The sequence below is a fragment of the Lampropedia cohaerens genome (assembly GCF_001005215.1).
GTDB classification, from domain to species: domain Bacteria; phylum Pseudomonadota; class Gammaproteobacteria; order Burkholderiales; family Burkholderiaceae_C; genus Lampropedia; species Lampropedia cohaerens.
The window spans coordinates 137,742-163,510 of record NZ_LBNQ01000009.1 but is presented as its reverse complement, the minus strand read 5'-3'; the positions used below and the strand labels follow the sequence as shown (position 1 = coordinate 163,510).

Annotated in this window: 22 protein-coding genes; 15 read left to right on the top strand and 7 right to left on the bottom strand. The window is 65.3% G+C overall.

Annotated features, from left to right (window positions below; translation table 11 throughout):
* Nucleotides 1–239: 239 nt before the first annotated feature.
* The 3 genes from AAV94_RS14530 to htpX all read right to left on the bottom strand — a co-directional run bounded on the left by AAV94_RS14530 (nt 240) and on the right by htpX (nt 4,206).
* Entirely contained in the window at nt 240–746 is a 507-nt protein-coding gene (locus AAV94_RS14530; RefSeq protein WP_084824664.1) for a ribonuclease domain-containing protein, read from the bottom strand.
* Between the two features lie 18 nt (nt 747–764).
* On the bottom strand, nt 765–3,089 hold the full coding sequence (locus AAV94_RS01570; RefSeq protein WP_046740653.1) for an NADP-dependent malic enzyme: 2,325 nt from the start codon (nt 3,087–3,089) through the stop codon (nt 765–767).
* 259 nt (nt 3,090–3,348) lie between these two features.
* Nucleotides 3,349–4,206 carry a protease HtpX gene (gene htpX, locus AAV94_RS01565; RefSeq protein WP_046740541.1) on the bottom strand — a complete coding sequence of 286 codons (858 nt, stop codon included), beginning with the start codon at nt 4,204–4,206 and terminating at the stop codon, nt 3,349–3,351.
* A gap of 311 nt (nt 4,207–4,517) precedes the next feature.
* Between htpX and AAV94_RS01560 the strand changes: the two genes are divergently transcribed.
* Nucleotides 4,518–5,405, top strand: coding sequence for an acyl-CoA thioesterase (locus tag AAV94_RS01560; protein WP_046740540.1), 888 nt, complete (start codon nt 4,518–4,520; stop codon nt 5,403–5,405).
* 7 nt (nt 5,406–5,412) lie between these two features.
* On the opposite strand, the gene AAV94_RS01555 is transcribed toward AAV94_RS01560, so the two are convergent.
* Together AAV94_RS01555 and pmbA are read right to left on the bottom strand one after the other, a co-directional pair.
* Entirely contained in the window at nt 5,413–6,348 is a 936-nt protein-coding gene (locus tag AAV94_RS01555) for a DMT family transporter (RefSeq protein ID WP_084824663.1), read from the bottom strand.
* A gap of 50 nt (nt 6,349–6,398) precedes the next feature.
* On the bottom strand, nt 6,399–7,805 hold the full coding sequence (pmbA, locus tag AAV94_RS01550; RefSeq protein ID WP_046740651.1) for a metalloprotease PmbA: 1,407 nt from the start codon (nt 7,803–7,805) through the stop codon (nt 6,399–6,401).
* Nucleotides 7,806–7,900: 95 nt separating this feature from the next.
* On the opposite strand from pmbA, the gene yjgA reads away from it, so the two are divergent.
* The 5 genes from yjgA to AAV94_RS01525 all read left to right on the top strand — a co-directional run bounded on the left by yjgA (nt 7,901) and on the right by AAV94_RS01525 (nt 12,434).
* Complete coding sequence (gene yjgA, locus AAV94_RS01545; RefSeq protein ID WP_046740539.1) at nt 7,901–8,560, top strand: ribosome biogenesis factor YjgA; 660 nt, start codon at nt 7,901–7,903, stop codon at nt 8,558–8,560.
* A gap of 21 nt (nt 8,561–8,581) precedes the next feature.
* Complete coding sequence (locus tag AAV94_RS01540) at nt 8,582–9,058, top strand: HD domain-containing protein (RefSeq protein WP_046740538.1); 477 nt, start codon at nt 8,582–8,584, stop codon at nt 9,056–9,058.
* Between the two features lie 30 nt (nt 9,059–9,088).
* Nucleotides 9,089–9,934 (top strand): isochorismatase family protein, encoded by an 846-nt coding sequence (locus AAV94_RS01535; RefSeq protein ID WP_046740537.1) that lies wholly within the window; start codon nt 9,089–9,091, stop codon nt 9,932–9,934.
* Nucleotides 9,935–10,060: 126 nt separating this feature from the next.
* Entirely contained in the window at nt 10,061–11,272 is a 1,212-nt protein-coding gene (gene pncB, locus AAV94_RS01530; protein WP_046740536.1) for a nicotinate phosphoribosyltransferase, read from the top strand.
* A gap of 58 nt (nt 11,273–11,330) precedes the next feature.
* Complete coding sequence (locus AAV94_RS01525; RefSeq protein ID WP_046740535.1) at nt 11,331–12,434, top strand: bifunctional nicotinamide-nucleotide adenylyltransferase/Nudix hydroxylase; 1,104 nt, start codon at nt 11,331–11,333, stop codon at nt 12,432–12,434.
* Between the two features lie 37 nt (nt 12,435–12,471).
* Here the strand turns inward: AAV94_RS01525 and AAV94_RS01520 are convergent, their stop codons facing one another.
* On the bottom strand, nt 12,472–13,110 hold the full coding sequence (locus AAV94_RS01520; protein WP_046740534.1) for a YitT family protein: 639 nt from the start codon (nt 13,108–13,110) through the stop codon (nt 12,472–12,474).
* A 279-nt stretch (nt 13,111–13,389) separates the two neighbouring features.
* Complete coding sequence (hpf, locus tag AAV94_RS01515) at nt 13,390–13,725, bottom strand: ribosome hibernation-promoting factor, HPF/YfiA family (RefSeq protein WP_046740533.1); 336 nt, start codon at nt 13,723–13,725, stop codon at nt 13,390–13,392.
* 390 nt (nt 13,726–14,115) lie between these two features.
* Here hpf and AAV94_RS01510 point away from each other — a divergent pair, with 390 nt between their 5' ends.
* The 9 genes from AAV94_RS01510 to mdoH all read left to right on the top strand — a co-directional run bounded on the left by AAV94_RS01510 (nt 14,116) and on the right by mdoH (nt 25,683).
* Nucleotides 14,116–15,024: a phosphoribosylaminoimidazolesuccinocarboxamide synthase gene (locus AAV94_RS01510; RefSeq protein ID WP_046740532.1), complete on the top strand. Its 909-nt coding sequence runs from the start codon at nt 14,116–14,118 to the stop codon at nt 15,022–15,024.
* A gap of 144 nt (nt 15,025–15,168) precedes the next feature.
* A complete protein-coding gene (locus tag AAV94_RS01505) occupies nt 15,169–15,546 on the top strand; it encodes a DciA family protein (RefSeq protein ID WP_156167892.1) in 378 nt (125 codons plus the stop codon).
* 195 nt (nt 15,547–15,741) lie between these two features.
* Nucleotides 15,742–17,472 (top strand): type IV-A pilus assembly ATPase PilB, encoded by a 1,731-nt coding sequence (gene pilB, locus AAV94_RS01500; RefSeq protein WP_046740649.1) that lies wholly within the window; start codon nt 15,742–15,744, stop codon nt 17,470–17,472.
* A gap of 53 nt (nt 17,473–17,525) precedes the next feature.
* Complete coding sequence (locus AAV94_RS01495; protein WP_046740531.1) at nt 17,526–18,767, top strand: type II secretion system F family protein; 1,242 nt, start codon at nt 17,526–17,528, stop codon at nt 18,765–18,767.
* A gap of 1 nt (nt 18,768) precedes the next feature.
* A complete protein-coding gene (locus AAV94_RS01490) occupies nt 18,769–19,653 on the top strand; it encodes a prepilin peptidase (protein ID WP_046740530.1) in 885 nt (294 codons plus the stop codon).
* A 2-nt stretch (nt 19,654–19,655) separates the two neighbouring features.
* Nucleotides 19,656–20,318, top strand: a complete 663-nt coding sequence (gene coaE / locus AAV94_RS01485) for a dephospho-CoA kinase (RefSeq protein ID WP_046740529.1) — start codon at nt 19,656–19,658, stop codon at nt 20,316–20,318.
* 84 nt (nt 20,319–20,402) lie between these two features.
* Nucleotides 20,403–21,665, top strand: coding sequence for an FAD-dependent monooxygenase (locus tag AAV94_RS01480; protein WP_046740528.1), 1,263 nt, complete (start codon nt 20,403–20,405; stop codon nt 21,663–21,665).
* A 193-nt stretch (nt 21,666–21,858) separates the two neighbouring features.
* Complete coding sequence (locus AAV94_RS01475) at nt 21,859–23,406, top strand: glucan biosynthesis protein G (protein ID WP_084824662.1); 1,548 nt, start codon at nt 21,859–21,861, stop codon at nt 23,404–23,406.
* Between the two features lie 87 nt (nt 23,407–23,493).
* Nucleotides 23,494–25,683 (top strand): glucans biosynthesis glucosyltransferase MdoH, encoded by a 2,190-nt coding sequence (mdoH, locus tag AAV94_RS01470; RefSeq protein ID WP_046740647.1) that lies wholly within the window; start codon nt 23,494–23,496, stop codon nt 25,681–25,683.
* Nucleotides 25,684–25,769 lie beyond the last annotated feature (86 nt).

Here is a 25,769-nt window from a genome sequence, read left to right as displayed (position 1 = left end):
CGCACCAGGCCGATAACCCCAGACTGCGCATAGCGTGGTGCGAACTGCTGGATGGCACTCCATGGCACAGTGCGCACGCCGGTGTACAGCGCGGCAACGGCACGGGCACAGCGCCCCTGTCCGGCGTCCGTGCGAGTGATTATCCCCAGCGCCGCAGCCCGCGCCTGTCAGCCAACAACGCACGGCGATCTCACCGCAGCAGCCTGTTCCTGCTTCCTTTGCTGATGCGACGGCAGCAGCTAGGGCGCAATGATCAGCGCGAAGCTGTTGTAGTGATCGGCCGTGTAATAACAGGCCTCGGGCTCGCGCGGCTGCCGACCGCCACAGACAATGCGCCGTGCGCCACGGTGCGGGACGCCGGGCGTGCGCACCGTGTACTCGCGATAGTACCCCCTGGGCTGCGCCGGCAGCAGGCGCTCGCGGTTGAAGAAGGTGCTGCCATCCCTGTCGTAGGGGAATGGCCCGCCCTGGCGAATCAGCCCATAAGTGGTGTGCGCCTCTGGCGGCAGCTGCTGCCAGGCGATGGTGGCGCTCCCGCTGGGGGCCACAGCCGCATTCGCTGGTGCCTCGCCCTGCCACGTGGGCGCCTCCGGCGTCGGTGGTGCCTCGTGCTGCCATGGCGCCTGCCACGTCAGCACCGCAGCCACCACTGCCGCGGTCAGCCCGCCGCCGGCGGTCAGCCGCCGCAGCCAATGGTCGGTCTGGCGGCGCCCGCCGCGTCGATTGCGACGCTCGAGAATACTCATGGTAGCGAAGGCGCGCGATCAGGCCCCGTTGTTGCGGGAGTTGGCATCCGCCACGGCCAGTGCCGTCATGTTGACGATGCGTCGCACCGTGGTGCTGGGCGTGAGGATGTGTACCGCCTTGGCTACCCCGAGCAGAACCGGACCGATGGCGATGTTCTGGCCCGCAGCGACCTTCAGCAGGTTGTAGGCGATGTTGGCCGCGTCGATGTTGGGCAATACCAGCAGATTGGCGTTGCCCTCCAGCGTGGTGTTGGGCATGACGGCCTTGCGCGCCGCGCCGTCCAGGGCCAGATCACCGTGCATTTCGCCGTCGATTTCCAGCCACGGCGCACGCTCGTGCAGCAGCTGCAGCGTTTCGCGCATCTTGGCTGCGCTGGGCTGCAGGCTGGCTCCGAAACTGGAATGCGACAGCAGCGCCACCTTGGGCGTGATGCCAAAGCGCTGCATCTCCTCGGCAGCAGCGACGGTGATTTCGGCCAGCTGCTCGGCACTCGGGTCGTAGTTGACGTGTGTGTCAACCAGGAAAACCTGCCGGCCCGGCAGGATCAGCCCATTCATTGCCGCGTAGGTGCGTGCCCCGGGCTTCTTGCCGATGACCTGGTCGATGTAGTTGAGGTGGTGGTTATAGCTGCCCCAGGTGCCGGTGATCAGGCCATCGACATATTCCTTGTGCAGCAGCATCGCACCGATCAGCGAAAGACGGCGGCGCATCTCGATCTTGGCGATCGGGATCGTAATGCCCTTGCGCTCGGTCATGCGGTGGTAGGTTTTCCAGAAGTCCTGGTAGCGATCGTCCTGCTCGGTGTTGACAACGTCGTAGTCCTGGCCCTCCTGCAGACGCAGGCCGAACTTCTGGATGCGCTGCGCAATGATGGCCGGGCGCCCGATCAGCGTCGGGCGGGCAATGCCTTCGTCGACCACGATCTGCGCCGCGCGCAGCACGCGCTCTTCTTCTCCCTCGCTGTAGGCAATGCGCTTTCTTCCTATCGGCGTGGACTTGGCCGCCAGGATGATTGGCTTCATGATCGTGCCGGAGGTATAGACGAAGTTCTGCAGCTTCTCGATGTAGGCAGCCATGTCCAGAATCGGGCGCGAGGCCACGCCACTGACCTCGGCCGCCTTGGCCACTGCCGGCGCGACCTTGATCATCAGGCGCGGGTCGAACGGCTTGGGAATCAGGTATTCCGGCCCGAAGGTGAGTTTCTCGCCCACGTAGGCGCGCGCCACCTCCTCGCTCTGCTCGGCCTGCGCCAGCTGCGCAATGGCGTGCACCGCAGCCACTTCCATCTCGTCGGTGATGGCCGTTGCACCACAGTCGAGCGCGCCGCGAAACAGGTAGGGAAAGCACAGGACGTTGTTGACCTGGTTGGGATAGTCGCTGCGACCGGTGGCGATGACCGCGTCACTGCGCACGGCCTTGACTTCCTCGGGCGTGATCTCGGGGGTGGGATTGGCCAGCGCGAGAATCAGCGGCTTGTCGGCCATGCGTGCAACCATCTCCGGCTTGAGCACGCCACCGGCGGAAAGGCCCATGAACACGTCCGCGCCTTCAATGACCTCGGCCAGCGTGCGCTTGTCGGTCGGCTGCGCGTAGCCAGCCTTGATATCGTCCATCAGCTCGGTGCGGCCCTGGTACACCACGCCCTTGATGTCGGTCACCCAGATGTTCTCACGCTTGAGCCCGAGCTTGAGCAGCAGGCTCAGGCAGGCCAGCGCCGCGGCGCCGGCACCGGAGGTCACCAGCTTGACATCCTCGATCCTCTTGCCCACCACCTTCAGCCCGCCAATGACCGCTGCACCCACGACGATGGCCGTGCCGTGCTGGTCATCGTGGAACACCGGAATCTTCATGCGCTTGCGCAGTTCGCGCTCGATGTAGAAGCACTCGGGCGCCTTGATGTCCTCCAGGTTGATGCCGCCAAACGTGGGCTCAAGCGCGGCGATGATCTCCACCAGCTTGGCCGGATCCTTCTCGTCGACCTCGATGTCGAAGACGTCGATGCCCGAGAACTTCTTGAACAACACGGCCTTGCCCTCCATGACGGGCTTGGAAGCCAGCGCGCCGATGTCGCCCAGCCCCAGCACGGCCGTGCCGTTGCTGATCACGCCCACCAGGTTGGCGCGACTGGTGTAGCGCGCAGCCAGCGCTGGCTCACGCTGGATTTCCTCGCAGGGCACGGCCACGCCAGGCGAGTACGCCAGCGACAGCTCGTACTGGTTGACCAACTGCTTGGTGGGGGTAACGGAAATCTTGCCGGGCGTCGGAAACTCGTGGTACTCCAGCGCGGCCTCACGCAGCTGGGCACGTTTGTCGATCGATTCCTGGGACTTGTCTTCTGGCATGGGGAGCTTTTTGCGATGCGGGGTTGCTGACGCGCGCAGCACATGCATGGCTGCGGCGGAATGGGAAAGGGGGAACGTTGGCGATTGTAGGTATGTGCACCCGAAACGTCACGCGATACACCCCAACTGCGCACACCATTGGCGCCCCGCTCGTGCGGCCGCCATCTGCGGGCGGGGCGCTTCGACAATCAATGCGCCCCATGCAGACAGCACAACGCCGCCGGCGCTGGGGCGCGCGGCGGCGTGTAGGCAATGGCTTTTAACGCTGGCCCAGCTGCTGCAGCGCGGCGATGCGCTCCTCCAGCGGCGGGTGGGTACTGAACAGGTGCCCCATCTTGCCGAAAATGCCCATCGACGCCATGTTCTTGGGCAACTCCTCGGTGCTGATGCCGCCCAGCCGCGCCAGCGCCTTTTGCATCGACACCGGCTGGCCCATCATCCGTGCAGCCCCAGCATCGGCGCGGAACTCCCGCTGGCGGCTGAACCACGCCACGATGATGGCAGCCAGAAAGCCCAGCAGAATGTCCATCACCACCACGGTGATGAAGTAGCCCACGCCCGGGCCGGACTGGTCCGAGCCGCGGTTGAGGAAGCTGTCGACGATCGAGCCGATCACGCGCGAGATGTAGATCACGAAGGTGTTCATCACACCCTGGATCAGCGTCATCGTCACCATGTCGCCATTGGCGATGTGCGCCACTTCATGGCCAATGACGGCCTCGATCTCCTCGTGCGTCATGCTCTGCAGCAGCCCCGTGGAAACCGCTACCAGCGCGGAATTCTTGAAGGCGCCCGTGGCAAAGGCGTTGGCCGGCCCTTCGTAGATGCCCACATCGGGCATTTCGATGCCGGCCTTGTCGGCGAACTTGCGCACGGTCTCGACGATCCAAGCCTCGTCGGCGTTGCGCGGCTGATTGATCAGCTGCACGCCCATGCCGCGGATCGCCATGGTCTTGGACAGCAGCAGCGAGATGATGGAGCCGCCAAAGCCCATCACCAGTGCCAAAATCAGCAGACCGGCCTGGCTCTGCGGATCGATGCCCAGCAGGCTGGTGACCAGGCCAAGCACCACCAGCACTGCAAAGTTGGTAGCGACAAAAAGCAAGATTCGTTGCATCGGGGAAATTCCTTCTCTTCTGCCTAGTGGGACGTGGTATCAGCCTGCGAACGGACCGTCTGCGCCGCCGCATCCATGCCAGCACGCAAATCGGAGCGCTGTGCTGCCGATCATGGGTGCACGCGGCCACATTTCAAGAGTCTCGCACGATACAGATTTGGAAAAAACCCTGGACCGCACTGCCCTACATCCCTGCGCCGGTGCGCGGCCTGCACGCTCCGGCGCGCACCTGACGATAATGACCGTCTGCCCCGCTGCGTCAGCGCTGAGCCGCCATGCCCGCTTGAGCCGTTCCGAACAGCCCCTGAGTTATGACACTTCCCACACATTCTCACCAAGCCGCCACTCCACCCAGCCCGGTTCGGCTGGCCGCTCTGCATAGTCTGCTGGCCCAGCTGCAGCTGGAACGCCTGGAAGAGCGCCTGTTTCGCGGCACCAGCAGTGACATCGGCTCGCCGGCCGTGTTCGGCGGCCAGGTACTGGGCCAGGCCCTGGTAGCGGCCGCCCGCACCGTCAAGACACATCGCCTGCACTCCCTGCACGGCTACTTTCTGCTGCCTGGCGACAAGAATGCGCCAATCGTCTACGAAGTCGATGCGGTACGCGACGGCCACGCCTTTACCTCGCGCCGCGTCACGGCCATCCAGCATGGCCGCGCCATCTTTCACATGTCCGCGTCCTTTCAGCGGGAGGAGCCGGGCTACAGCCACCAGCATCCCATGCCGACAGTGCCGGAACCCACCGCACTGTCTGGTCCGGCACCACTTGGATTCGAGCTGGCCAAACCCTTCGAGATCGCCTTTGTCGATCCCCGCCGCACCGAAACCGATGGCCCGCTGCCGCCCACCAACCAGATCTGGCTGCGCACCTGCGCGCCCGTGCCGGCCGATCCGCTGGTGCATCAGGCGTTGTTGGCCTACATCTCCGATTTCAGCCTGCTCGGCGTCGCGCTGCGTCCACACGGGCTGTACTTTCGCCAGCCCGGCCTGAAGACCGTCAGCCTCGACCATGCCATGTGGTTTCACCGCCCGTTTCGCTGCGACGAATGGCTGCTCTACGACATGGACTCGCCCTCGGCCAGCAACGCCCGCGGCTTCTGCCGTGGCGCGCTGTACAACCAGCAGGGCGAACTGGTCGCCTCTGTGGCGCAGGAGGGGTTGATGCGCCACCATCCGCCGGCGGCAGACCAACCTGCGTGAGCCAGGCTCACCGCCTTGACATGCGCCGTGTCGACAGCATGATGCCGCCCAGGATTGCCGCCATGCCCACTGCGTGATAGCCATGCAGCCGCTCGCCCAGCACCAACACGGACAGCAGCGCGCCAAACAGCGGCATGAGATGGATGAACAGGCCGGCGCGGGCCGCACCCGCACGCGCCACGCCCCAGTTGTAGAACAGGTAGGCCAGCACGGACGGGAAGATGCCGACATACAGCAGCGCAGCCAGCGAAGGCCACGTCCACACCACCCGTGCTCCGCCCGCCCATTCCCACGCATAGAGCGGGGCCAGCACCAGCAGCGCCAGTGCCATCTGCACGGCCAGCAGCCCCAGCCGATCAATCTCCGCTGGAATGGCGCGCAGCCACAAGGTGTACACCGCCCAGCACACCATGGCGGAAAAGACAATCACGTCGCCGCTGCCAAACGCCAGACCTGCCAGACGCTGCCACTGGCCATGGGTAATGATGGTCAGCACACCGGCAAATGACACTGCCATGCCGAGCACCTGCAGCAGACCGATCGGCTGGCGGTAAAACAGCGCACCCAGCAAAACGATGAGAATTGGGATAAAGGCATTGAGCAAGATGCCGTTGGTGGCAGTAGTAGTCTGCAGACCGGTGTAGACCAGCGTATTGAACGCCGCCACGCCCACGATCGAAACGCCCAGCACCCGCCAGCGATTGGCCCAGTACTGGCGCCAGTCCCGGCGCAGCGCGGGCCAGGCAAACGGCAGCAGCAATACCAGCGCAATCGCCCAGCGCAGAAACGACAGGGTCACCGGCGGCACCACGCCGCGCATGGCGCGTCCGACAATGAAGTTGCCGGCCCAGAACAGCGGCGGCAGCGTCAGCAAAAGCAGCAGATCCCACGTCCACGGCGCCGCCTGCGTGGCTGGCACTGCCGGCTCGGCCTGCTCAGCCATGGCGCACCGCCCTAGGCGGCATCACTGCATCAAAACTGCCCGGCACCGCACTACCCCCCTGCGACAGTCATGCGATCGATCAGGATCGAACCGGTCGTCTTGGCGCCATAGGTATAGGCGTCGGCACCCACGGCGACGATGCCCTGGAACATTTCCTTGAGATTGCCGGCAATGGTGATTTCCTCGACCGGATAGGCGATCTCGCCGCCCTCGACCCAGAAGCCTGCCGCGCCGCGCGAATAGTCACCGGTCACGCCGTTGACGCCTTGCCCCATCAGCTCAATCACAAACAGACCGGTGCCGAGCTTGCGCAGCATTTCCGGCAGGTCGTCGCGCGACTGCGTGTGCTTGGAAAACAGCGTCAGATTGTGCGAGCCGCCGGCATTGCCCGTCGTGCGCATGCCGAGTTTGCGCGCCGTGTAGCTCGACAGCAGATAGCCCTCCAGCCGACCATCGCGCACCAGCTTGCGCGGCGCCACGCGAACGCCTTCATCATCAAACGGCGCACTGCCCTTGCCACCGAGCAGAAACGGGTTTTCCTCGATCTCAATGTGCGGCGCAAAGACCTGCTGGCCCAGCGCATCCTGCAAAAAGCTGCTCTGGCGATACAGTGCGCCGCCACTGATGGCATGCGTAAAAGAGCCGAGCAGCCCCGCTGCCAGTGGTGATTCGAACAGCACCGGGCACTGGCGCGTGCCAATGCGGCGACTGCCCAGGCGCGCCAAAGCCCGCTCGGCGGCATAGCGTCCGACGATTTCCGGCGCGGCCAGCCGCTGGGCATCGCGCATGGAGGTGTACCAGTAGTCACGTTGCATGCCATCGCCCTTGCCCGCGATGGGCGCCACCGACAGGCTGTGGCGCGAGCTCGCATAGCCGCCCTCGAAGCCATTGGTGTGCACTGCGTAGAAATGGCTGTGCTGCGCCGAGACGCTCGCGCCCTCGCTGTTGGTGATCTGGCGGCTGGTCTGCAGCGCCGCGCGCTCGGCGCGCAGCGCCAGCTCGGCAGCGCCTTCACTGTCAATGGCCCAGGGATGGTAGAGGTCCAGATCCAGGTGCGTACCAGGCGGCGCAATGTCCGCCGCATCGGCCAGGCCCGCGTGCGGATCCTCGGCCGTGAAGCGCGCAATGTCATACGCGGCCTGCACGGCGCGGGCAATCGCTGCCTCGGAAAAATCCGAGGTGCTAGCATTGCCACGGCGCTGACCGCAGAACACTGTCACACCCAGCGACTTGTCGCGGTTGCGCTCGACCGTCTCCAGCTCGCCCATACGCACGCTGACCGACAGACCGCTGCCCTCGGAGACCTCCACCGCGGCATCGGTGGCGCCCAACCGCCTGGCGTGACCGATGGCCTGATGGCAAAGCTGTTGAAACTGCGCGCGGGAAAATGCAAAGGCGTGGGCCGGCGCGGCGCCCCGCTGCGCCGCCCTGGCCTGCTTGGGAGAAGATTTTTTCATGGTGGCCGGTATGATACTTGCCCAGTCACGCGCTGCCAGGCGGCGCTCGAGAACCTGTGCATGCGCAGGCGCCCCCAACGCAGATCACGACACCGATGTCCAGAAAATCCTCCCGCGGCTACTACGTGCGCGGCCAGTTCGTCACCACCGGCAGCGAAGAAGACCTCCAATTCAAGGCCGAAATCAAGGGTCGGGACACCAGCCGCGCCGACAAGAAGCGTGAGAGCGAGGCCCTGCAGGCCCTGGGCGAGGCGTTGCTGAGCCTGCGCGGCGACCTGTATGGCAAGCTGGAACTGCCCGAGAGCCTGACCGAGGCATTGGCCGAAGCACGCCGCATCACGGACTTCGAGGGCCGCAGGCGGCAGATGCAGTACGTCGGCAAGCTGATGCGCAAGCTCGACGACGAAGCCGTGCAGGCCATCCGCACCGCACTGGACATTCAGCGCAGTGGCAGCGCCGAGCAGGCGCAGCAGCTGCATCTCAACGAGCAGTGGCGCGACCGGCTCATTGCCGATGATGCCGCGCTGACCGACTGGCTGCAGCAATACCCCGAGGCCGATGTGCAGCAGCTGCGCAGCCTGATTCGCCAGGCGCGCCGCGATGCCGCCACCACACCCAGCGCGGCCGAGGTCGCGCAAGGGCTGGCACCACGCAAGGGCAAGGCCTATCGGGAGCTGTTCCAGTGGATCCAGCGCGCCCGGCGCCTGCACGACGAGCGCCTTGAGGATGCGCGCCACCATTTGCCCGATGCGTGACAGCGAGGTCCGCGTACCGGCATGGACACACCCGAATCTTCCGGCCCCGCCCTCAGCCCACTTGAGCGCGCCATCGTGCTGGCCGTGCATGCGCACGCCGGCCAGTGTGACGACGACGGCTCGCCCTACATCCTGCACCCGTTGCGCGTCATGTGCTCCCTGGCCAGACCGGCCAGCGCCGCCCAGCGCATGGCCGCCGTATTGCACGACACGCTGGAGCAGACCGCACTGACCGCCGACGACCTCCTGCAGGCGGGCATTCCGGCAGAGGTGGTCGAGGCAGTGCAGATCCTCACCCGACCGGCGCACGAGTCGCGGCTGTCGGCCACGCAGCGCGCGGCGCGCCATCCCATCGCCAGGGCCGTCAAGCGCGCCGACATCCTCGACAACATGGATCTCTCGCGCATCCCCAACCCGCAGCCGCAGGACTTCGCACGCCTGCAGGAGTACCGGCAGGCGCTGGCCATGCTGGAGGCAGTGACAGGTGATGCACAATGATCCCCACTCCATCTGCTTCGCGCCGTGCCCATGTCCACCCTGCTGCTTGTCATCGACCCGCAAAACGACTTCTGTGACCTGCCCGCGCATACCCTGTCTGCCCCCGGGGTGTCACCTTCGGTGGTGCAGCCGGCGCTGCCGGTGCCGGGCGCCGACGCCGACCTGCTGCGCCTGGCCCATTGGCTGACCACGCATGCCAGCCAGGTCGATGCCGTGACGGTCACGCTCGACTCCCACCTGCGCTTTGACATCGCCCACCCGGACTTCTGGCGCACGGCCGACGGCGCGCCCGTGGCGCCGTTTACACCCATCACCGCGCAGGACGTGCGCGATGGCCGCTTCGTCACGGCCGCGCCCGCCCACGCCAGCCGCGCCCTGGCCTACCTGGACGCGCTGCGAGCACGCGGTCGCCACGCGCACATGGTGTGGCCGGTGCACTGTGAACTGGGCACTTGGGGCCATGGTGTGCACCCGGCCTTCCAGCAGGCCATCGCCGAATGGCAGCGCCAGCGGCTGCGCGCCATCACTACCGTCATCAAAGGCACCAATCCCTGGACAGAACACTACAGCGCGCTGCAGGCCGCCGTGCCAGACCCGCAGGATCCCGGCACGGCCCTGAACGGCGACCTGCTGCGGCAGGTCAGCAGCGCCAGCCAGGTGATCCTCGCCGGCGAGGCCAGCAGCCACTGCGTGCGCTACACGGTGCTGGATCTGCTGGAGCACCTGCCAGAGGATGCCGCCCGCCGCCTCGTGTTGCTGACGGACTGCACCAGTCCGGTACCGGGCTTCGAGGCCGACCACGCACGCCTGCTGGCAGCGCTGCAGCAGGCTGGTGCCACACTGGCCTGCAGCACGGACTTCACGCCGGCACACTAGCCTGGCCCGTACAGGCAGGCACAGCGCAAAGGGCTACACTACGCGCCATTGCGCGTGCACCCGCACCATCGCCGAACAGGCAGCCTCCTGCCTGCCGGCTTCTTTTCGACCGTGCGTGAGACATCCATGGCCCAGCCCATCATCACCAGCCTGCTCGACACCGATCTCTACAAGTTCACCATGTGGCAGGCCATGCTGCACCGCCACCCGCAGGTGCAGGCCGAGTACCGTTTCGTCTGCCGCAGGCCGCCTGCCATCCCGCTGGCCAGCCTGATCGATCAGGTCAACCGCGAGCTCGACCACCTGTGCGCACTGCGCTTTTCCGAGGACGAGTTGCGCTACCTGGGGGCGCTGCGCTTCATCAAGTCCGACTTCGTCGACTTCCTGCGCATCTTCCAGTTCCAGCGCCCCTTCATCCGCGCCTACACCGAGGGTGACGATCTGCATATCGAGGCCATTGGCCCGCAGGTGCATGTCATGGGCTTCGAGATTTTCGTGCTGGCCATCGTCAACGAGCTGTACTTTCGCCAGTTCGATGCCGAGGCGGCGCTGGCCGAAGGCCAACGCCGGCTGGAAGTCAAGGTCGAGGAGCTCAAGACGCTGGGGCGCGAGGCCGCCCTGCGTCATCCGTTCGAGTTGTTCGACTTTGGCGTGCGCAGGCGCTACTCGGCCGCCTGGCAGCACCACGTCGTCAAGACGTTCGTGCAGGAGACGCCGCAGTGGTTCAAGGGCACCTCCAACGTCAAGCTGGCCAAGGACCTGGGCATCGTGCCCATCGGCACGATGGCGCACGAGTACTTCCAGACCTACCAGGCCCTGGGCGTGGTGCAGCTGCGCAAGTTTCAGAAGGCGGCGCTGGAATCGTGGGTGCAGGAATACCGCGGCGACCTGGGCATCGCACTGACCGATACCGTTGGCATGGATGCCTTCCTGCGCGACTTCGACCTGTACTTTGCCAAGTTGTTCGATGGCCTGCGCCATGACTCTGGTGACCCGATTGTCTGGGGCGAGAAGGCGCTGGCACATTACGCGAAGCTGCGCATCGACACGCACACCAAGCGGTTGGTCTTTTCGGATGGGCTGAACGTGCCACAGGCGCTGCGCATCTACCACCACTTTGCCGACCGCGTCCAGTGCGGCTTTGGCATTGGCACGCAGCTGACCAACGACATGGGGCTGGAGCCGCTGTCCATCGTCATGAAGCTTACCAGCGCCAATGGCCAACCCGTGGCCAAGATCTCCGATTCACCCGGCAAGCTGCTGTGTGACGACGAAACCTTCCTGCGCTACCTGACACAGGTATTCGATGTGCAGCTGCCTCAGCTGCTCCAGGACTGAAGCCGCTGCAACCTCGTTCGACCCCCGCTACGCCATACTTTTTGCACACTGCCAGAACATGCCCTTGCCTGCTTTCGACGCCGCCGTGTTCATTGGCCGTTTCCAGCCCTTTCACAACGGCCATCTGGCCATGGTGCGACATGCCCTGGCTCAGGCTCGGCAGGTGGTCATTGTGCTGGGCTCGGCCCACCAGTGCCGCACGCCGAAGAATCCGTTTACCTGGCAGGAGCGCGAGGCCATGATCCGGGCGGCGCTGCCGCCAGCTGTCCAGGGCCGCGTGCAATTTCTGCCAATGCGCGATTTTTATGACGAGACACGCTGGGTGCAGGCGGTGCAGGCGGGCGTCGATCTGCTGGTCGACTGCGGCCATGGCACCAGCGAAACGGTGCTGCGCATCGCACTGGTCGGGCACTTCAAGGATGGCAGCAGTGCCTACCTGGCGCAGTTCCCGAACTGGCAGTTGCTCAACTACCCGCGCCAGAGTGAAACCGATGCGACCGTGGTGCGTGAGGCCTGCTTCGCCGCCCCCCCGCCTGGGGACGATAGTCCTGCGCCAGCCGCTCTGCTGGCCACGCTGCAGGCGCATGTGCCCCCGCCCGTTGCGCAATGGCTGCTGCAATGGCGCCGCCAACCCGAATTTGCCGAGCTGCGGCAGGAGTGGCAGATGCTCAGGGACTACAAGGCGGCCTGGGCCTGCGCACCCTATCCTCCGGTCTTCGTCACCGTTGATGCCCTGGTGCAGTGTCAGGGCCAGGTGCTGCTGGTCGAGCGCGGCCAGCGGCCCGGCAAGGGGCTGTACGCCCTGCCTGGCGGTTATCTGGAACAGACCGAGACACTGTGGGAGTCCTGCCTGCGGGAGTTGCGCGAGGAGACCGCACTGGCGCTACCCTCCTCCACCTGGCAGCAGGCCTGGCGCACTACCCGCGTATTCGACCACCCGGACCGCAGCCTGCGTGGGCGCGTCATCACGCACGTTTTCCATTTTGATCTGGGCCATGGCGCCCTGCCGCAAGTGCAAGGCGGCGACGACGCCAAGACCGCCCAATGGGTGCCCATTGCGCAGATCGGACAAATGCCCGAGCGCTTCTTCGACGACCACTTCTTCATCCTCGACGTCCTGCTGCAGCTGACCCACGAGGTGTCTGCGACACCGCAGCGCTGAAGCAACTGACGCAAGGAGGGACAAGAGGAGCCGCTAGTCAGCGCCCCACGTACCGTCCTGGGCGGTGGTTGAGCCACAGGAACACCCCCATGACGACGGCGGCCACGATGGAATACAGCACCCGGTCAAAGGGCACGATGAACAGTGCCAGCAACACCACCGTGCAATCAATGAACAGCTGCACCTTGCCGGCCGGAATGCCGCGCGCCTCCTGCAGATACAGCGAAACAATGGTGGCGCCCCCCAGGCTGGCGCGATGGCGGGCCAGAAACAGGCAGCCGGTGCTCAGCAGCAGCCCACCCAGGATGGCGGCGAACAACGGGTTGAGGTAATCCACGTGGATCACCTTGGGGCCAAGATCGGTCAGCAGCGCCAGCATGCCTACGGCAATGAAGGTCTTGAACGTGAACTCCGCGCCCATGCGCTGCCAGGAGAACCAATAGAACGGCAAGTTGATGGCGAAGAACACGGCACCCAGCGGCCAGCCGGTCCAGTAATGGATCAGGAAGGCCACGCCTGCCGTGCTGCCAGTCAGCAGCCCCGCCTGGGCAAACAGCATCAGTGTCAGCGAAACGAACAGCGTGCCCGCAAACAACGCCTGAAAATCCTCGTAATACCCGTGGCGCTGGGGGTCACGCGGGCGACGGACCCATTGAAGTGAAGCGCGTAGCGACATGGTAAGTGGCAAATCTGCAAGGAAATGAACAGATGCGGGACAGCCCTGGATGCAGGATCCGGCAAGCAAGCTTTGCGCCAGCAGGCGCGCACTGCAATGCGATTGTCCAACCTTTGGTTGGGGCCGATGTCCAAACCGTTGCGGCGCGGCCGCCATGGGCCCAGCCCACCATGAAAAAGGCCGGTGATCGGATACCTGCTGCATCCGTTCACCGGCCCTGTGCACCTGCCGCCTTACTCTGCGGCACGCGAGATCACAATGCCGAGCGCACCCCCACGCTCAGGCGGAAATCGTCTTCTTGTGTGCTTCGTAGTCGTGCTCCTGGAGCTTCTCCTTGAAGCGCAGCACCTGGCGGTCAAGCTTGTCGACCAGTTCGTCGATGGCCGCATACAAATCCTCATGCGCCGTCTTGGCGTGCAGGTCACCCCCCTTGACCAGCATGGTGCACTCTGCACTCTGACGCCGCTCCTTCTCCTTCGTATTCTCCAGCGAGAGTACCACCCGCACATCGGTCACCTGGTCGAAGCGCTTGACGACCCGCTGCAGCTTGTTGGTGACAAACTCGCGCAGTGCGGGAGTGACTTCCAGATGGTGGCCAGTAATGGTCAGGTTCATAGACATCTCCTTTCCGAGAAACACATCAATGCCTGAACCGCGGCGAACGCAGCGATGGCGCCCTTGCCACGGCGCAGACATCACGCACGCTGCACATGCGGGCAACCCAGGCCTGAAACAAGCCTTGGGCGCGACGCGCCGTGTCCAGCGTGTCCGCCCCACTATGCGCGGGCGCGGGCCTTTTCGCAAGCCGATGGGCGATTAACCATGTAAGAGCGGTTAGCACATGCGCAAGCGGGCCCAACTGCGTCACAATGCGCGTTGTTGCCCGGCGGGAGCGCCGGTCGCCGCCAGGCCTGCCGCACAGGCCGCGTGCATGGCGCCGCCCCAGCTGCTGACAACTGCTTACCGATTTCTGTTTTTCCGTTGGCCGCCCCGAGCGGGGATTCCATGACTGCTGCGCTGCACACTTCCTCCATTTCCTCCCTGCCGCTGCTGGCGCGCGGCAAGGTGCGTGACAACTACGCCGTTGGCGACGATCGCATCCTCATGGTCGCCAGCGACCGCATTTCTGCATTCGACGTCATCATGGGCGAGCCCATTCCAGGCAAGGGCGAACTGCTGACGAAAATGGCGTTGTACTGGTTCTCCCAGCTCGAAGGCATCTGCCCCAACCATCTGACGGGGCAGCCGCCCGAGAGCGTCGTCACCGAAGCCGAGCGGCCACAGGTGGTTGGCCGCGCCATGCTGGTCAAACGCCTCAAGCCGCTGCCCATCGAGGCCGTCGTGCGCGGCTATCTCGCCGGAAGCGGCTGGAAGGAATACCAGCAGAGTCAGTCGGTCTGCGGCGTGGCGTTGCCTGCCGGCCTGCGCAACGCCTCGCGCCTGCCGGAGCCGATCTACACGCCGGCGGCCAAGGCGCAAGCGGGCGAGCACGACGAGAATATCCCCTACGCCCGGACCGTGGAAATGGTCGGCGAGACGCTGGCTGCGCAGATTCGTGACATCAGCATCGCGCTGTACACGAAGGCGGCTGCGCTGGCGCAGGAAAAAGGCCTGATCATTGCCGATACCAAGTTCGAGTTCGGCCTGGATGCCGATGGCACGCTGACGCTGATGGACGAAGTGCTGACACCGGACAGTTCGCGCTACTGGCCCATCGAAGGCTACGAGCAGGCCTACCAGGCCGGCACCAACCCGCCGAGCTACGACAAGCAGTTCGTGCGCGACTGGCTTGAGCAGGTGCGCATCAATGGCAAACCCTGGGACAAGACGCCGCCTGCCCCGCGCCTGCCGCGCGAAGTCATCGAAAAGACCGCAGACAAATACCGCGAAGCCCTGCAGCGGCTACTGGGCTGAGGGGCGGGGGGCCTTCATGCGCGCCTTGTCCATGCGCTGCAGGCGGCAGCAGCCAATTCGTAGAAGGCGACAGCGCTGGACGGCGCAAGGCCTTTGCGCAGCGCAGCGCTCGCCGGTCACCAGCCCAGCACGGTGCTGCTGCCCATGAAAAACCGCACCGGGCACAGCGCGCTGCGCTCCACGCGTGCGGGGGAGCGGGTCCATGGCACCGACCCTGCGCGCAGCCATATCCTCGGCGTGCTCCAGCATGCGCCCCTGCTGGCGGCGCTCAACCAGCAGGGTATGGCATCGCAGGCGTTGCTGGAGGCTGCGCGGCCGCATCTGCCGGCCAATCTGGCGCCAAGTATTCGCAGCGGCCCCTTGCAGGATGGCACATGGTGCCTGGTCGCCCCCAATGCGGCGGTTGCGGCCAAATTGCGCCATTGTGTGCCGCAGCTGTTAGCCGCACTGCAGCAATCGGACTGCGGGCACGCCGGCCAGGTACAGACCATCCGCATCCGGGTTGCGCGCAGCCAGACGTGAACCCGCCGCGCCGGCGCCAGGCGATGCCTGCCTGGGCGCTGGCACCGGCTCCGCTGCACGCGCGCGCCGTTGGCGAAGCGGTTTTAACAATCACTTGACGCAAATGGCAACAAAAAAGTAACCACATGTACCGAATCCTATACACTGCAGTGTGCCCTTTCCCGTCCGCATCCTGACTGTTTGTGCTTGATCACCATGGCAACCGAGGAAATTGTCAAGAAACCCGCTGCGCCGCTGGCCATGCCGACGATCGCCCGCGCCTTTCTTGCGACCAAGCAGCTCTCGCAGGAACAGGTGGATACGGCCCTGCAGCGTGCGCACGGCGAGGGTAAGGACTTTCTGGACGTCGTGATCGAATCCGGCCTGCTGACGCCCGGCAAGGCTGCAGCCACGGTCTCGCAGGTGTTCTCGGTGCCGTACGTGGACTTGGATGCACTCGATCCCCTACGGCTGCCGGGCGATCTGCTGGACCCCAAGCTATGCATGGCCAACAAGGTCGTCGCCATCGGCAAGCGCCAGAACCGCCTGATTCTCGCCAGTGCCGACCCCAGCAACCGCGACGTGGCCGAGAAGATCAAGTTCGCCACGCAAATGCCGATCGACTGGCTGGTGGCCGCGCACGACAAGGTGCTGGCGCTGCTTGACAGCATCGCCAAGGCCAACGCGCTGGATGCTTCCTCGGCGGACTTCGAGTTCGGCGACCTTGAGACAATGGTCGATGAGGATGCCGACGGCACTGCACCGGCGGAGGCCAACGACGTCGATGACGCGCCGGTGGTGCGCTTTCTGCAGAAGATGATTCTCGACGCCTTCCGCCTCGGCGCATCGGACCTGCATTTCGAGCCCTACGAGTTCAACTACCGCGTGCGCTTTCGCATCGATGGGGAGCTGCGCGAGTACGCCTCGCCACCCGTGGCGATCAAGGAGAAGCTCGCCTCGCGCATCAAGGTGATCTCGCGGCTGGACATCAGCGAGAAACGCATCCCGCAGGACGGGCGCACGAAGATGCGCATCGGCGGGCGCTCGATCGATTTTCGCGTCAGCACCTTGCCCACGCTCTTTGGCGAGAAGATCGTGATCCGCATTCTGGATTCGTCCAGCGCCAAGATGGGCATTGATGCGCTGGGCTACGAGCCCGACGAAAAGGAGCGCCTGCTGGCGGCCATCCATCGCCCATACGGCATGATCCTCGTCACTGGCCCGACCGGCTCGGGCAAGACGGTCTCGCTCTACAGTTGCCTAAACTTGTTGAACAAGCCGGATGTGAACATCTCCACGGCGGAAGATCCCTCGGAAATCAACCTGCCCGGCGTCAATCAGGTCAACGTCAATGACAAGGCCGGCCTGACCTTCGCCGCTGCGCTCAAATCCTTCCTGCGCCAGGATCCGGACATCATCATGGTCGGTGAAATCCGCGACCTGGAGACAGCCGACATCGCCATCAAGGCTGCCCAGACCGGCCACCTGGTGCTTTCGACACTGCACACCAACGACGCACCCGCCACGCTCACGCGCCTGCGCAACATGGGCATTGCGCCGTTCAACATCGCCTCCAGCGTGATCCTGATCACCGCCCAGCGACTGGCTCGGCGGCTGTGCAAGGAGTGCAAGCAGCCGGCCGACATTCCCGTCGATGCGCTGGTGGAGGCAGGCTTTACCTATGACGATCTGGACGGCTCCTGGGTGCCCTACCGCGCCGTCGGCTGCCCGGCCTGCAACAATGGTTACAAGGGCCGCGTCGGCATCTATCAGGTGATGCCCATCTCCGACGAGATCCGTCGCATCATCCTCGCCGATGGCTCGGCCATGGAGATCGAAGAGCAGTCCATCCGCGAGGGCGTTCGCACCTTGCGCCAGGCCGCGCTGCACAAGGTCAAGCTCGGTGTGACGTCGCTGGAGGAAGTGCTGGCCGTCACCAACGAATAGCGTCAACTCGCCTCTTGTTCTGCTGCCCATAAAACACGCTACCCTTTCACGCCATGGCAACCACCACGACCACTGCAGCCGCAAAACCGCGCACCAAGCTGGCCAAAAGCTACCTGTTCGAATGGGAAGGCAAGGACCGCAGCGCCCGCATCGTGCGCGGAGAAATGTCCGCCGCGGGCGAGAACCAGGTTCGTGCCAACCTGCGTCGACAAGGCATTTTCGTCACCAAGGTCAAGCGCCGGCGCACGCGCGCTGGCAAGCGCATCAAGGGCCGCGACATCGGCCTCTTCACCCGCCAGCTCGCGACCATGATGCGCGCCGGTGTGCCGCTGCTGCAGTCGTTCGACATCGTCGCGCGCGGCAACCCCAACCCCAACATCACCAAGCTGCTGAACAACATCCGCGCGGATGTGGAGACCGGCACATCCCTGAGCGCAGCCTTTCGCAAGTACCCAATGTACTTCGACAACCTCTACTGCAACCTGGTGGAGGCAGGCGAGGCAGCCGGCATCCTGGACAGCCTGCTCGATCGCCTGGCCACCTACATCGAGAAGATCGAGGCAGTCAAGTCCAAGGTGAAGTCGGCACTGATGTATCCGGTCGCGGTGATCGTCGTCGCCGCCATCGTGCTGACCGTGATCATGCTGTGGGTCATCCCCGCGTTCAAGGAGGTGTTCTCCAACTTCGGCGCCGAGCTGCCGGCACCCACCCTGATCGTGATGGGCATGAGCGACTTCGTCGTGCAGTGGTTCTGGCTGATCGCCATCGTGCTGGGTGCCGGTGGCTACTTTGCCTACCAGGCCTGGCGGCGCAGCGAGAAGGTGCAGATCGTGGTGGACCAGGCCCTGCTGAAGCTGCCCATCTTCGGCGAACTGGTGTACATGTCGACCGTGGCACGCTGGACGCGCACGCTCTCGACCATGTTTGCGGCGGGCGTGCCGCTGGTGGAATCGCTCGATGCCGTCGGCGGCGCCTCGGGCAACTATGTCTACCGCAAGGCCACCGAAGCGATCCAGAAGGACGTCTCCACCGGCGGCTCGCTCTCGGCAGCAATGGCCAGCACCAATGTGTTTCCCACCATGGTGGTGCAGATGACCACCATCGGCGAGGAATCAGGCGCACTGGATCACATGCTCGGCAAGGCGGCCGATTACTACGAGGCGGAGGTCGACACCAAGGTCGAGGGCCTGTCGACGCTGCTTGAGCCCATCATCATTGTGGTGCTGGGCCTGTTGATCGGTGGCATCGTCGTCTCGATGTACCTGCCCATCTTCAAGCTGGGACAGGTGGTCTGAGATGGCAATGCAGGCAGAATGGGCCGCGGTACTGGCCGGTGTACTGGGACTGCTGGTGGGCAGTTTCCTGAACGTGGTGATTCACCGCGTGCCACTCATGCTGCAGCACAGCTGGCGGCGCGACAGCGCGGCCTTTCTGCAGGAGCAGGGCGTGGCACTGCCAGAGGACGCGCTGCCTGCCGCAGCGCAGCGCCTGAACCTTTGGGCACCGCGTTCGCGCTGCCCAAGCTGCGGGCACGGCATCACCGCCTGGGAAAACATTCCCGTCATCAGCTACCTGCTGCTGCGCGGCCAATGCCGCAGCTGCCACACACACATTAGCCTGCGCTATCCGCTGGTGGAAATCGCCTGCGCCCTGCTGTTTGCGTACTGCGGCTACCGCTGGGGCGTGAGCTGGCAGGCGTTGGCCTGGGCAGGCTTTAGCGCGACGCTACTGGCGCTGGTGTGCATCGACTGGGACACTACGCTGCTGCCCGACAACATGACGCTGCCCCTGCTGTGGGCCGGGCTGCTGCTGTCCTGGCTGGGCGTGACTGCCACGCCGCTGCGCGAGGCAGTGCTCGGCGCCATCGCCGGCTACCTGTCGCTGTGGTCGGTCTACATCGTTTTCAAGCTTGCTACCGGCAAGGAAGGCATGGGCCATGGCGACTTCAAACTGCTGGCTGCCATCGGTGCCTGGCTGGGTGCGGGAGCCATCCTGCCGGTGGTGCTGATGTCATCGGTTATCGGTGCCATCGTGGGCATTGCCCTCAAGCTCTGCCACGGGTTGCGCGAGGGCGGCTACATGCCGTATGGGCCGTTTCTCGGCGGCGCCGGTCTGGTGGTGATGGCACTGGGGCCGCAAACCCTGCAACATTGGCTGGATCGCCTGCTGACAGGCGGCTGAACATGGCTGCGCCAGCCCCTCTGCAAGGCACATCACGGTGCATCGGGCTGACCGGCGGCATCGGCAGCGGAAAGAGTACCGTGGCGCGGCTGTTCGAGACGCATTTTGCCATCGGTCTGGTGGATGCCGACGCCGTCTCGCGCCGCCTCACCGCTGCAGGTGGCGCGGCGGTGCCGGCCATCGCGGCGCGGTTCGGTCCGGCATTCGTCACCGCCGACGGTGCCATGGACCGCGCGCGCATGCGCGCACTGGTCTTCGCGGACCGCTCAGCCCGCCAGGCGCTGGAGCAGCTGCTGCACCCGCTGATCTTTGAGGCAATCGATGCACGCGTGCACGCGCTGCGCGCGCAGGGCATGCGTGACGTGCTGCTCGACATCCCGCTGCTGGTCGAATCGCCCCACTGGCCGGCCAGACTGCAGCACATCATCGTCGTTGACTGCCCGCCAGCCGTGCAGCTGGCCCGGGTGGTGCAGCGCTCGGCACTGCCCGCGCAGCAGGTGCAGGCCATCATCGCCAGCCAGGCCAGTCGTACGCAACGGCTGCGCTTTGCCGACAGCGTGGTCGCCAACGACGCCATCGACCTGGCAACACTGGCCACGCACGTGACTGCTCTGGGCCAGCTGCTGCGGCTACCCGTGCGTGCCGCGGTGGCACCCGGCGCATGACGAGCGGCTTGAGCGGGTCCGGACTGCGCGTATAGTCGCGCGCTTTGGCATCGCGCAGGCAAAAGCGCCTGCACAATCTGCTCCATGGTTCAAAGCGTTGAAATCTTGATTGTCGGGGCCGGCATCGCGGGTTGCGCGGCTGCCGTTGCGCTGGGCCGCGACGGACATGCAGTGCGGCTACTGGAACGGCGCGCCGACTTCGGCGAACTGGGTGCTGGTCTGCAGATCTCCCCGAACGCGTGGCGCTGCCTGCAAAGTTGGGGGCTGGATGCGGCCCTGCGGGAAGTCGTCAGCATGCCCGAGGCAATCGTGACCCGCGACATGGCCAGTGGCAGGGAACTGGGTCGGCTGCCGCTTACCAACCGCGCCAGACAGCGCTACGGCGCACCCTATGCGACGGTGCTGCGCACCGACCTGCACAGCCTGCTGCTGGCCCATGCCAAAGCCCAGTCGGACCTGCAAATCGGCACAGGCATGCAGGCCACCGCTATCGCGCAGGACGCAGCCGGGGTGGACACCCTGATCACCGGTGCCGATGACGCCCAGTACACGGTCCGCACCGACGCGGCCCTGCTGGCCGAAGGTGTGCAGAGCACCCTCAGCGCCCAGGCGATGAACATCGCCGCCCATGATCGCACGGGCCTGACGGCGTACCGCGGCGTGGTCAAGCAGGCGGCACTGCCGCAGCGCCTGCGCAGCAACACCGTCACCGCCTGGCTGGGTCGTCAGATGCATGCGGTGGTCTATCCGCTGCGCGGTGGCGAGTGGCTCAATGTGGTGCTGATCGTCGCGGACGGATTGCTACCGCCTGCCGTAAACGCGGCCGATCTGGCTGACATCCGAGCCGTGCTGGCGCGTAGCCAGCAGCGCCATTCTGCGCTGGAAGACGTACTGGCCGCGATCGATGCCCATGGCCAGCCGCTGCGCGATGCGCGCTGGACGCGTTGGCCGCTGCGGCTGCGCCCAGCGGTACGCGACGCGCAGGAGCTGGCCAGTGGGCGCGTCGCCGCCCTGGGCGATGCCGCCCATCCGATGGTGCCTTTTCTCGCTCAGGGTGCCGCCATGGCGATCGAAGATGCCGAACAGTTGCGTCAGTCCCTGGCCAGTCAGGGCAGTGACGTGGTGGCCGCCTTTGCCCACTACGCACGCCTGCGCGCCCGGCGTGTCGCCAGAGTACAAAGGCAGGCCTGGCGCAATGGGCGCATCTTCCACCTCTGGGGACCCTTGGCTGCCGCACGTAATCTGGCACTGACAGTGGCCGCGCCGATCGCCATGGACAGCCCATGGCTTTATGCTGGTGGCCCTGTCCCAATGCACGGCACGGTCGCCGCTAACCCGCCGCAGTAAGCCGTGAAAACGAAACGCGGCGTGGTAAGCCTCAAAATTCGCGTGGCGACTGCGCGCACAGTTGTCCTGCAGGGCGCGCCGTGCGGAGCTGAAAAGATATTTTTACAACCTGGTGACATTTCCCGTCGGCCAAATACGCGGCTGTTGCGTTGCAGGCTGTCTGCCCCCCCAATTGCGTTGAGAATCTGTCAAGATGATTTCCTTCTCTTTGCCCACGCTGTCGCTTGAGCGACTGTTATTTCCTGGCCTGCTGGCTGTGGCCATGGCCAGCGTTTCCCACGCCGAAGCCCAGTTCACCGTTGACGGCCCCTTCACCGCCGACACGGTGGAAAACCTTGCGCGCGAGCTCGCCGCCAAGCCCTACAGCGCACCGGCGCCCGTGCCTGAATCCCTTGACAAGCTCACCTACGACCAGTACCGCGCCATCCGCTACCGGCCTGAGCGCGCCATCTGGGCCGATCAGCCGCTGCCCTACCGCATGCAGATGTTCGTCTCGGGCTTTTACTACAAGGAGCCCGTGGAGATTGCCACCGTGGCCGATGGCCGCGCCAAGCATGTGCGCTACGCCCCCGATCTATTCTCCGTGGAGCCGCCGGCCCAGGTCAGCCTGCCTGCCGAGGACATCGGCTTTTCCGGCCTGCGGCTGCACAACCAGCTGAACCGTTCCGGCGTGTGGGACGAGCTACTGGTCTTCCAGGGTGCGAGCTATTTCCGCGCCCTGGGCCGCAATCAGGTCTATGGCATGTCGGCTCGCGGGCTGGCCATCGGTACCGGCTCGCCCGCTGGCGAGGAGTTCCCGCTGTTTCGTGCCTTCTGGGTCGAGCGTCCGCGCGCACAGACCGACCTGATCAAGGTGCATGCCCTGCTTGACAGCCCCAGCGTGGCCGGGGCGTACACCTTCATCGTGCGCCCGGGTGACAACACGGTAATGGACGTTCAGGCGACGCTGTTTCCACGCGTGAAAATTACCGAAGTCGGGCTGGCCCCGGGCACCAGCATGTACTTCTTCGGCGCCAATGACCGCATCGGCGTGGACGACTTCCGGCCCAGCGTGCACGACTCCGATGGCCTGCTGATGATCAACGGCCGCGGCGAGCGCCTGTGGCGCCCGCTGGCCAATCCGCAGAACCTGCAGATCAGTGCCTTCATGGACGAATCACCCTGGGGTTTTGGACTGATGCAACGTAACCGCCATTACCACAACTATCAGGATCTTGAGGCTCATTACGAGCGTCGCCCAAGCCTGTGGGTCGAGCCACAGGGCGACTGGGGTTCAGGTTCCGTGGTGCTGGTAGAGATTCCTACGCAGTCCGAAATTCACGACAACATCGTGGCGTTCTGGCGCCCCAGCGAACCGCTAGCAGCCGGGCAGACCTACCGCTTCGCCTATCGGCTCAACTGGGGCACAGGACCGCAGACGCGTCCTGGCGAACTACACGTGGCTGCAACCCGTGTGGGGCGCGCCAGCATTTCCGAGCCGACACCACGGCGCCTGTTCGTGATCGACTACGAAGTGCCGATCGAAGGCACGGCCCTGCCCGATGAGCTGCCAACCGCGCAGGTGTCGGCCTCGGTTGGCACGATCAGCAACGTCGTGGTGCGGCGCAACCCGCAGACCCATGCATATCGCGTGTCGTTTGAACTCGACCCTGCCAGCGAAAAGCTGATCGAACTGCGTGTGGATCTCAACGTCGCCGACGGACGCCCCGCGGAGAGCTGGGTCTACCGCTGGACGCCATGACGCAACCATGGCCCGCCGCGCAGGGCGCGCACTGCCTGTTGCGCGCTGGTCGCCCGCGCGTCTGTTATCCCCATGTCAGATCCTGCCATGACCTCCTCCCCTTCGGCAGATGACGCCGCGGTGTCGGCGCAGACGCAGCCCGGCACCTCCGCTGAGACGGCACCGCAAGACACAGGCGGCATGCCGCCTGCGCTGCCCAGTGCCATGCCGCGTCAGGATTTGCGCCGTGCACCGCCCGCAGCGCAGCGTCGCCTGGCCAACGTGAAAGGCCAGGCACTGCGGCGCCTGGCCGTGCTGGTTCCGGCTGCCGCGCTGGCCATCTTCGGCGCCTACGAGATGCATGCAGTGCTGTCGCTGGACAGCATGACAGTCCTGGAATGGTGCCTGTGGGCGCTGTTTGTCGTCACCTTCAGCCCGATCGCCCTGGCGGCGGTCACGGCGGTGGCCGGATTCGTACGGCAGTGGCAGCTCAGCCTGCGCCCGCCGCTGCAGGCGCAACTGGCTGACTTCGCCCCGCAAGGCCGCACTGCCGTGCTGATGCCTTGCTACAACGAGGATGCGGCAGCCATCGCCGCATCGCTGCATGCCATGCTGGCCGACCTGCAGCAGCAGTACGGCGACCGCGCGCTGCAGTGGTTCGACTGGTTTTTGCTGTCGGACACGCGCGTGCCAGAGCGCGCACTGCAGGAGGAAGAAGCCATCTCGCTGCTGCGCCAGCGCTGGCCCACAGCAGGCCTGTACTACCGGCGCCGCACCATCAATACCGACAGCAAATCCGGCAACCTGCACCAGTTCTGCGAGCAGTGGGGCGCGCGTTACGACTACCTGCTCACGCTGGACGCCGACAGTCTGCTGTCGGCCCACGCGCTGCTGGGGCTGGTCTACCGCATCGAGCACGAACCCCGCGCCGGTCTCGTGCAGACGGTGCCCAGGCTCATCGACGGCGTGAGCCTGACGGCGCGCCTGCAGCAGTTCGCCAACGCCATCTACGGGCCGATTGTGGCCAGCGGGCTGGCCGCATGGACCAATCCTTCGGGCAACTACTGGGGCCACAACGCCATCATCCGGCGCCAGGCCTTCATGGAAGCTGCCGGCCTGCCACACCTGCCAGGCAAGCCCCCTTTCGGCGGAGCCATCCTCAGCCACGATTTTGTGGAGGCTGCCCTGATGCGCCGCGCCGGCTGGCAGATTCTCATTGCCGACGACCTGCCCGGCTCCTACGAGGAGGCACCGCCCTCCATCGTCGACATGGCCATACGCGATCGCCGCTGGTGCCAGGGCAATCTGCAGCATGCGCGCGTCATCTGCGCACGCGGGCTGCACTGGGTCAGCCGCGCCCACCTGGCTACCGGCATCATGTCCTATGTCAGCTCGGTGCTGTGGCTGCTGCTGGTGCTGGTGGGGTTGATGCTGGCCATGCAGGCGCAGTACATCCGGCCGGACTATTTCAGCTCCGACTCGTTCCTGCCGGTCTGGCCGCGCCAGGACGCGCCCCGCGCCCTGCGCCTGTTCTTCATCACCATGGGCGTGCTGCTCGTGCCCAAGCTGATGGGCACCCTGCTGTATCTGCTGCGCAAGTCCCTGCGCCGCAGTGCTGGAGGCGCAGCGCGGCTGCTGCGCAACGTCCTGTTCGAGACGCTGCTGTCGATCCTCATTGCCCCGGTGATGATGTGCGTGCACTCCGCTGCCGTGCTGGCAGTGCTGGCTGGCAGCACGACCAAGTGGAACGCCCAGCGTCGTGACGACGGCACGCTGCCATGGGGGCAGCTGCTGCGGCGTCACAAATGGCACATGGTGCTGGGTCTGGCCCTGGGCGCGGCAGCCTGGTTTAATTCCTGGGCCTTGCTGGCTTGGCTCTCGCCCATGCTGGTTGGCCTATTGCTGGCCGTGCCGATCTCGGCGTGGACGGCCTCCCCAAAGATTGGACGCTGGTTCGCAGAGCGCGGCTGGCTGCAGACGCCGGAGGAGAACCAGCCTCCGGCGCCGTTGCTGCTGCGTAAGCAGGTGGAGTGCGATTACGCCGCGCGCATCGGTGCGACCGCCCCGTTGCTGGAGCAGCTGGCCCAGCCGGAACTGGTGGCGCGCCACCTGGCGCTGACCCTGCCGCCGCAGCAGCCCCAGACACGCGACATTCCACCTGCGCTGGCGCTAGCACGCGTGAAACTGGAGGATGCGCGGAGCCAGCGCGACGCGCTCGCATGGCTCACTCCTGCCGAACTGGGCTTCGTATTGGCCGACCGCACGCTGTTTGCCCAGCTGGCTGCCCTGCCCCGCTAGCGGACCCTGCCGCGGGCTAGCCGCTAAAATGGCCGGTTTTGCTGCCCTGCGCAGGCACCCGCCCCCATCCCCCTTGATTTCTGGAG

What these genes read in the sequence shown, in the direction of transcription:
- AAV94_RS14530 (WP_084824664.1), bottom strand. Translation starts at nt 746, where the DNA reads ATGAGTATTCTCGAGCGTCGCAATCGACGCGGCGGGCGCCGCCAGACC.
- AAV94_RS01570 (WP_046740653.1), bottom strand. Translation starts at nt 3,089, where the DNA reads ATGCCAGAAGACAAGTCCCAGGAATCGATCGACAAACGTGCCCAGCTG.
- htpX (WP_046740541.1), bottom strand. Translation starts at nt 4,206, where the DNA reads ATGCAACGAATCTTGCTTTTTGTCGCTACCAACTTTGCAGTGCTGGTG.
- AAV94_RS01560 (WP_046740540.1), top strand. Translation starts at nt 4,518, where the DNA reads ATGACACTTCCCACACATTCTCACCAAGCCGCCACTCCACCCAGCCCG.
- AAV94_RS01555 (WP_084824663.1), bottom strand. Translation starts at nt 6,348, where the DNA reads ATGGCTGAGCAGGCCGAGCCGGCAGTGCCAGCCACGCAGGCGGCGCCG.
- pmbA (WP_046740651.1), bottom strand. Translation starts at nt 7,805, where the DNA reads ATGAAAAAATCTTCTCCCAAGCAGGCCAGGGCGGCGCAGCGGGGCGCC.
- yjgA (WP_046740539.1), top strand. Translation starts at nt 7,901, where the DNA reads ATGTCCAGAAAATCCTCCCGCGGCTACTACGTGCGCGGCCAGTTCGTC.
- AAV94_RS01540 (WP_046740538.1), top strand. Translation starts at nt 8,582, where the DNA reads ATGGACACACCCGAATCTTCCGGCCCCGCCCTCAGCCCACTTGAGCGC.
- AAV94_RS01535 (WP_046740537.1), top strand. Translation starts at nt 9,089, where the DNA reads ATGTCCACCCTGCTGCTTGTCATCGACCCGCAAAACGACTTCTGTGAC.
- pncB (WP_046740536.1), top strand. Translation starts at nt 10,061, where the DNA reads ATGGCCCAGCCCATCATCACCAGCCTGCTCGACACCGATCTCTACAAG.
- AAV94_RS01525 (WP_046740535.1), top strand. Translation starts at nt 11,331, where the DNA reads ATGCCCTTGCCTGCTTTCGACGCCGCCGTGTTCATTGGCCGTTTCCAG.
- AAV94_RS01520 (WP_046740534.1), bottom strand. Translation starts at nt 13,110, where the DNA reads ATGTCGCTACGCGCTTCACTTCAATGGGTCCGTCGCCCGCGTGACCCC.
- hpf (WP_046740533.1), bottom strand. Translation starts at nt 13,725, where the DNA reads ATGAACCTGACCATTACTGGCCACCATCTGGAAGTCACTCCCGCACTG.
- AAV94_RS01510 (WP_046740532.1), top strand. Translation starts at nt 14,116, where the DNA reads ATGACTGCTGCGCTGCACACTTCCTCCATTTCCTCCCTGCCGCTGCTG.
- AAV94_RS01505 (WP_156167892.1), top strand. Translation starts at nt 15,169, where the DNA reads ATGAAAAACCGCACCGGGCACAGCGCGCTGCGCTCCACGCGTGCGGGG.
- pilB (WP_046740649.1), top strand. Translation starts at nt 15,742, where the DNA reads ATGGCAACCGAGGAAATTGTCAAGAAACCCGCTGCGCCGCTGGCCATG.
- AAV94_RS01495 (WP_046740531.1), top strand. Translation starts at nt 17,526, where the DNA reads ATGGCAACCACCACGACCACTGCAGCCGCAAAACCGCGCACCAAGCTG.
- AAV94_RS01490 (WP_046740530.1), top strand. Translation starts at nt 18,769, where the DNA reads ATGGCAATGCAGGCAGAATGGGCCGCGGTACTGGCCGGTGTACTGGGA.
- coaE (WP_046740529.1), top strand. Translation starts at nt 19,656, where the DNA reads ATGGCTGCGCCAGCCCCTCTGCAAGGCACATCACGGTGCATCGGGCTG.
- AAV94_RS01480 (WP_046740528.1), top strand. Translation starts at nt 20,403, where the DNA reads ATGGTTCAAAGCGTTGAAATCTTGATTGTCGGGGCCGGCATCGCGGGT.
- AAV94_RS01475 (WP_084824662.1), top strand. Translation starts at nt 21,859, where the DNA reads ATGATTTCCTTCTCTTTGCCCACGCTGTCGCTTGAGCGACTGTTATTT.
- mdoH (WP_046740647.1), top strand. Translation starts at nt 23,494, where the DNA reads ATGACCTCCTCCCCTTCGGCAGATGACGCCGCGGTGTCGGCGCAGACG.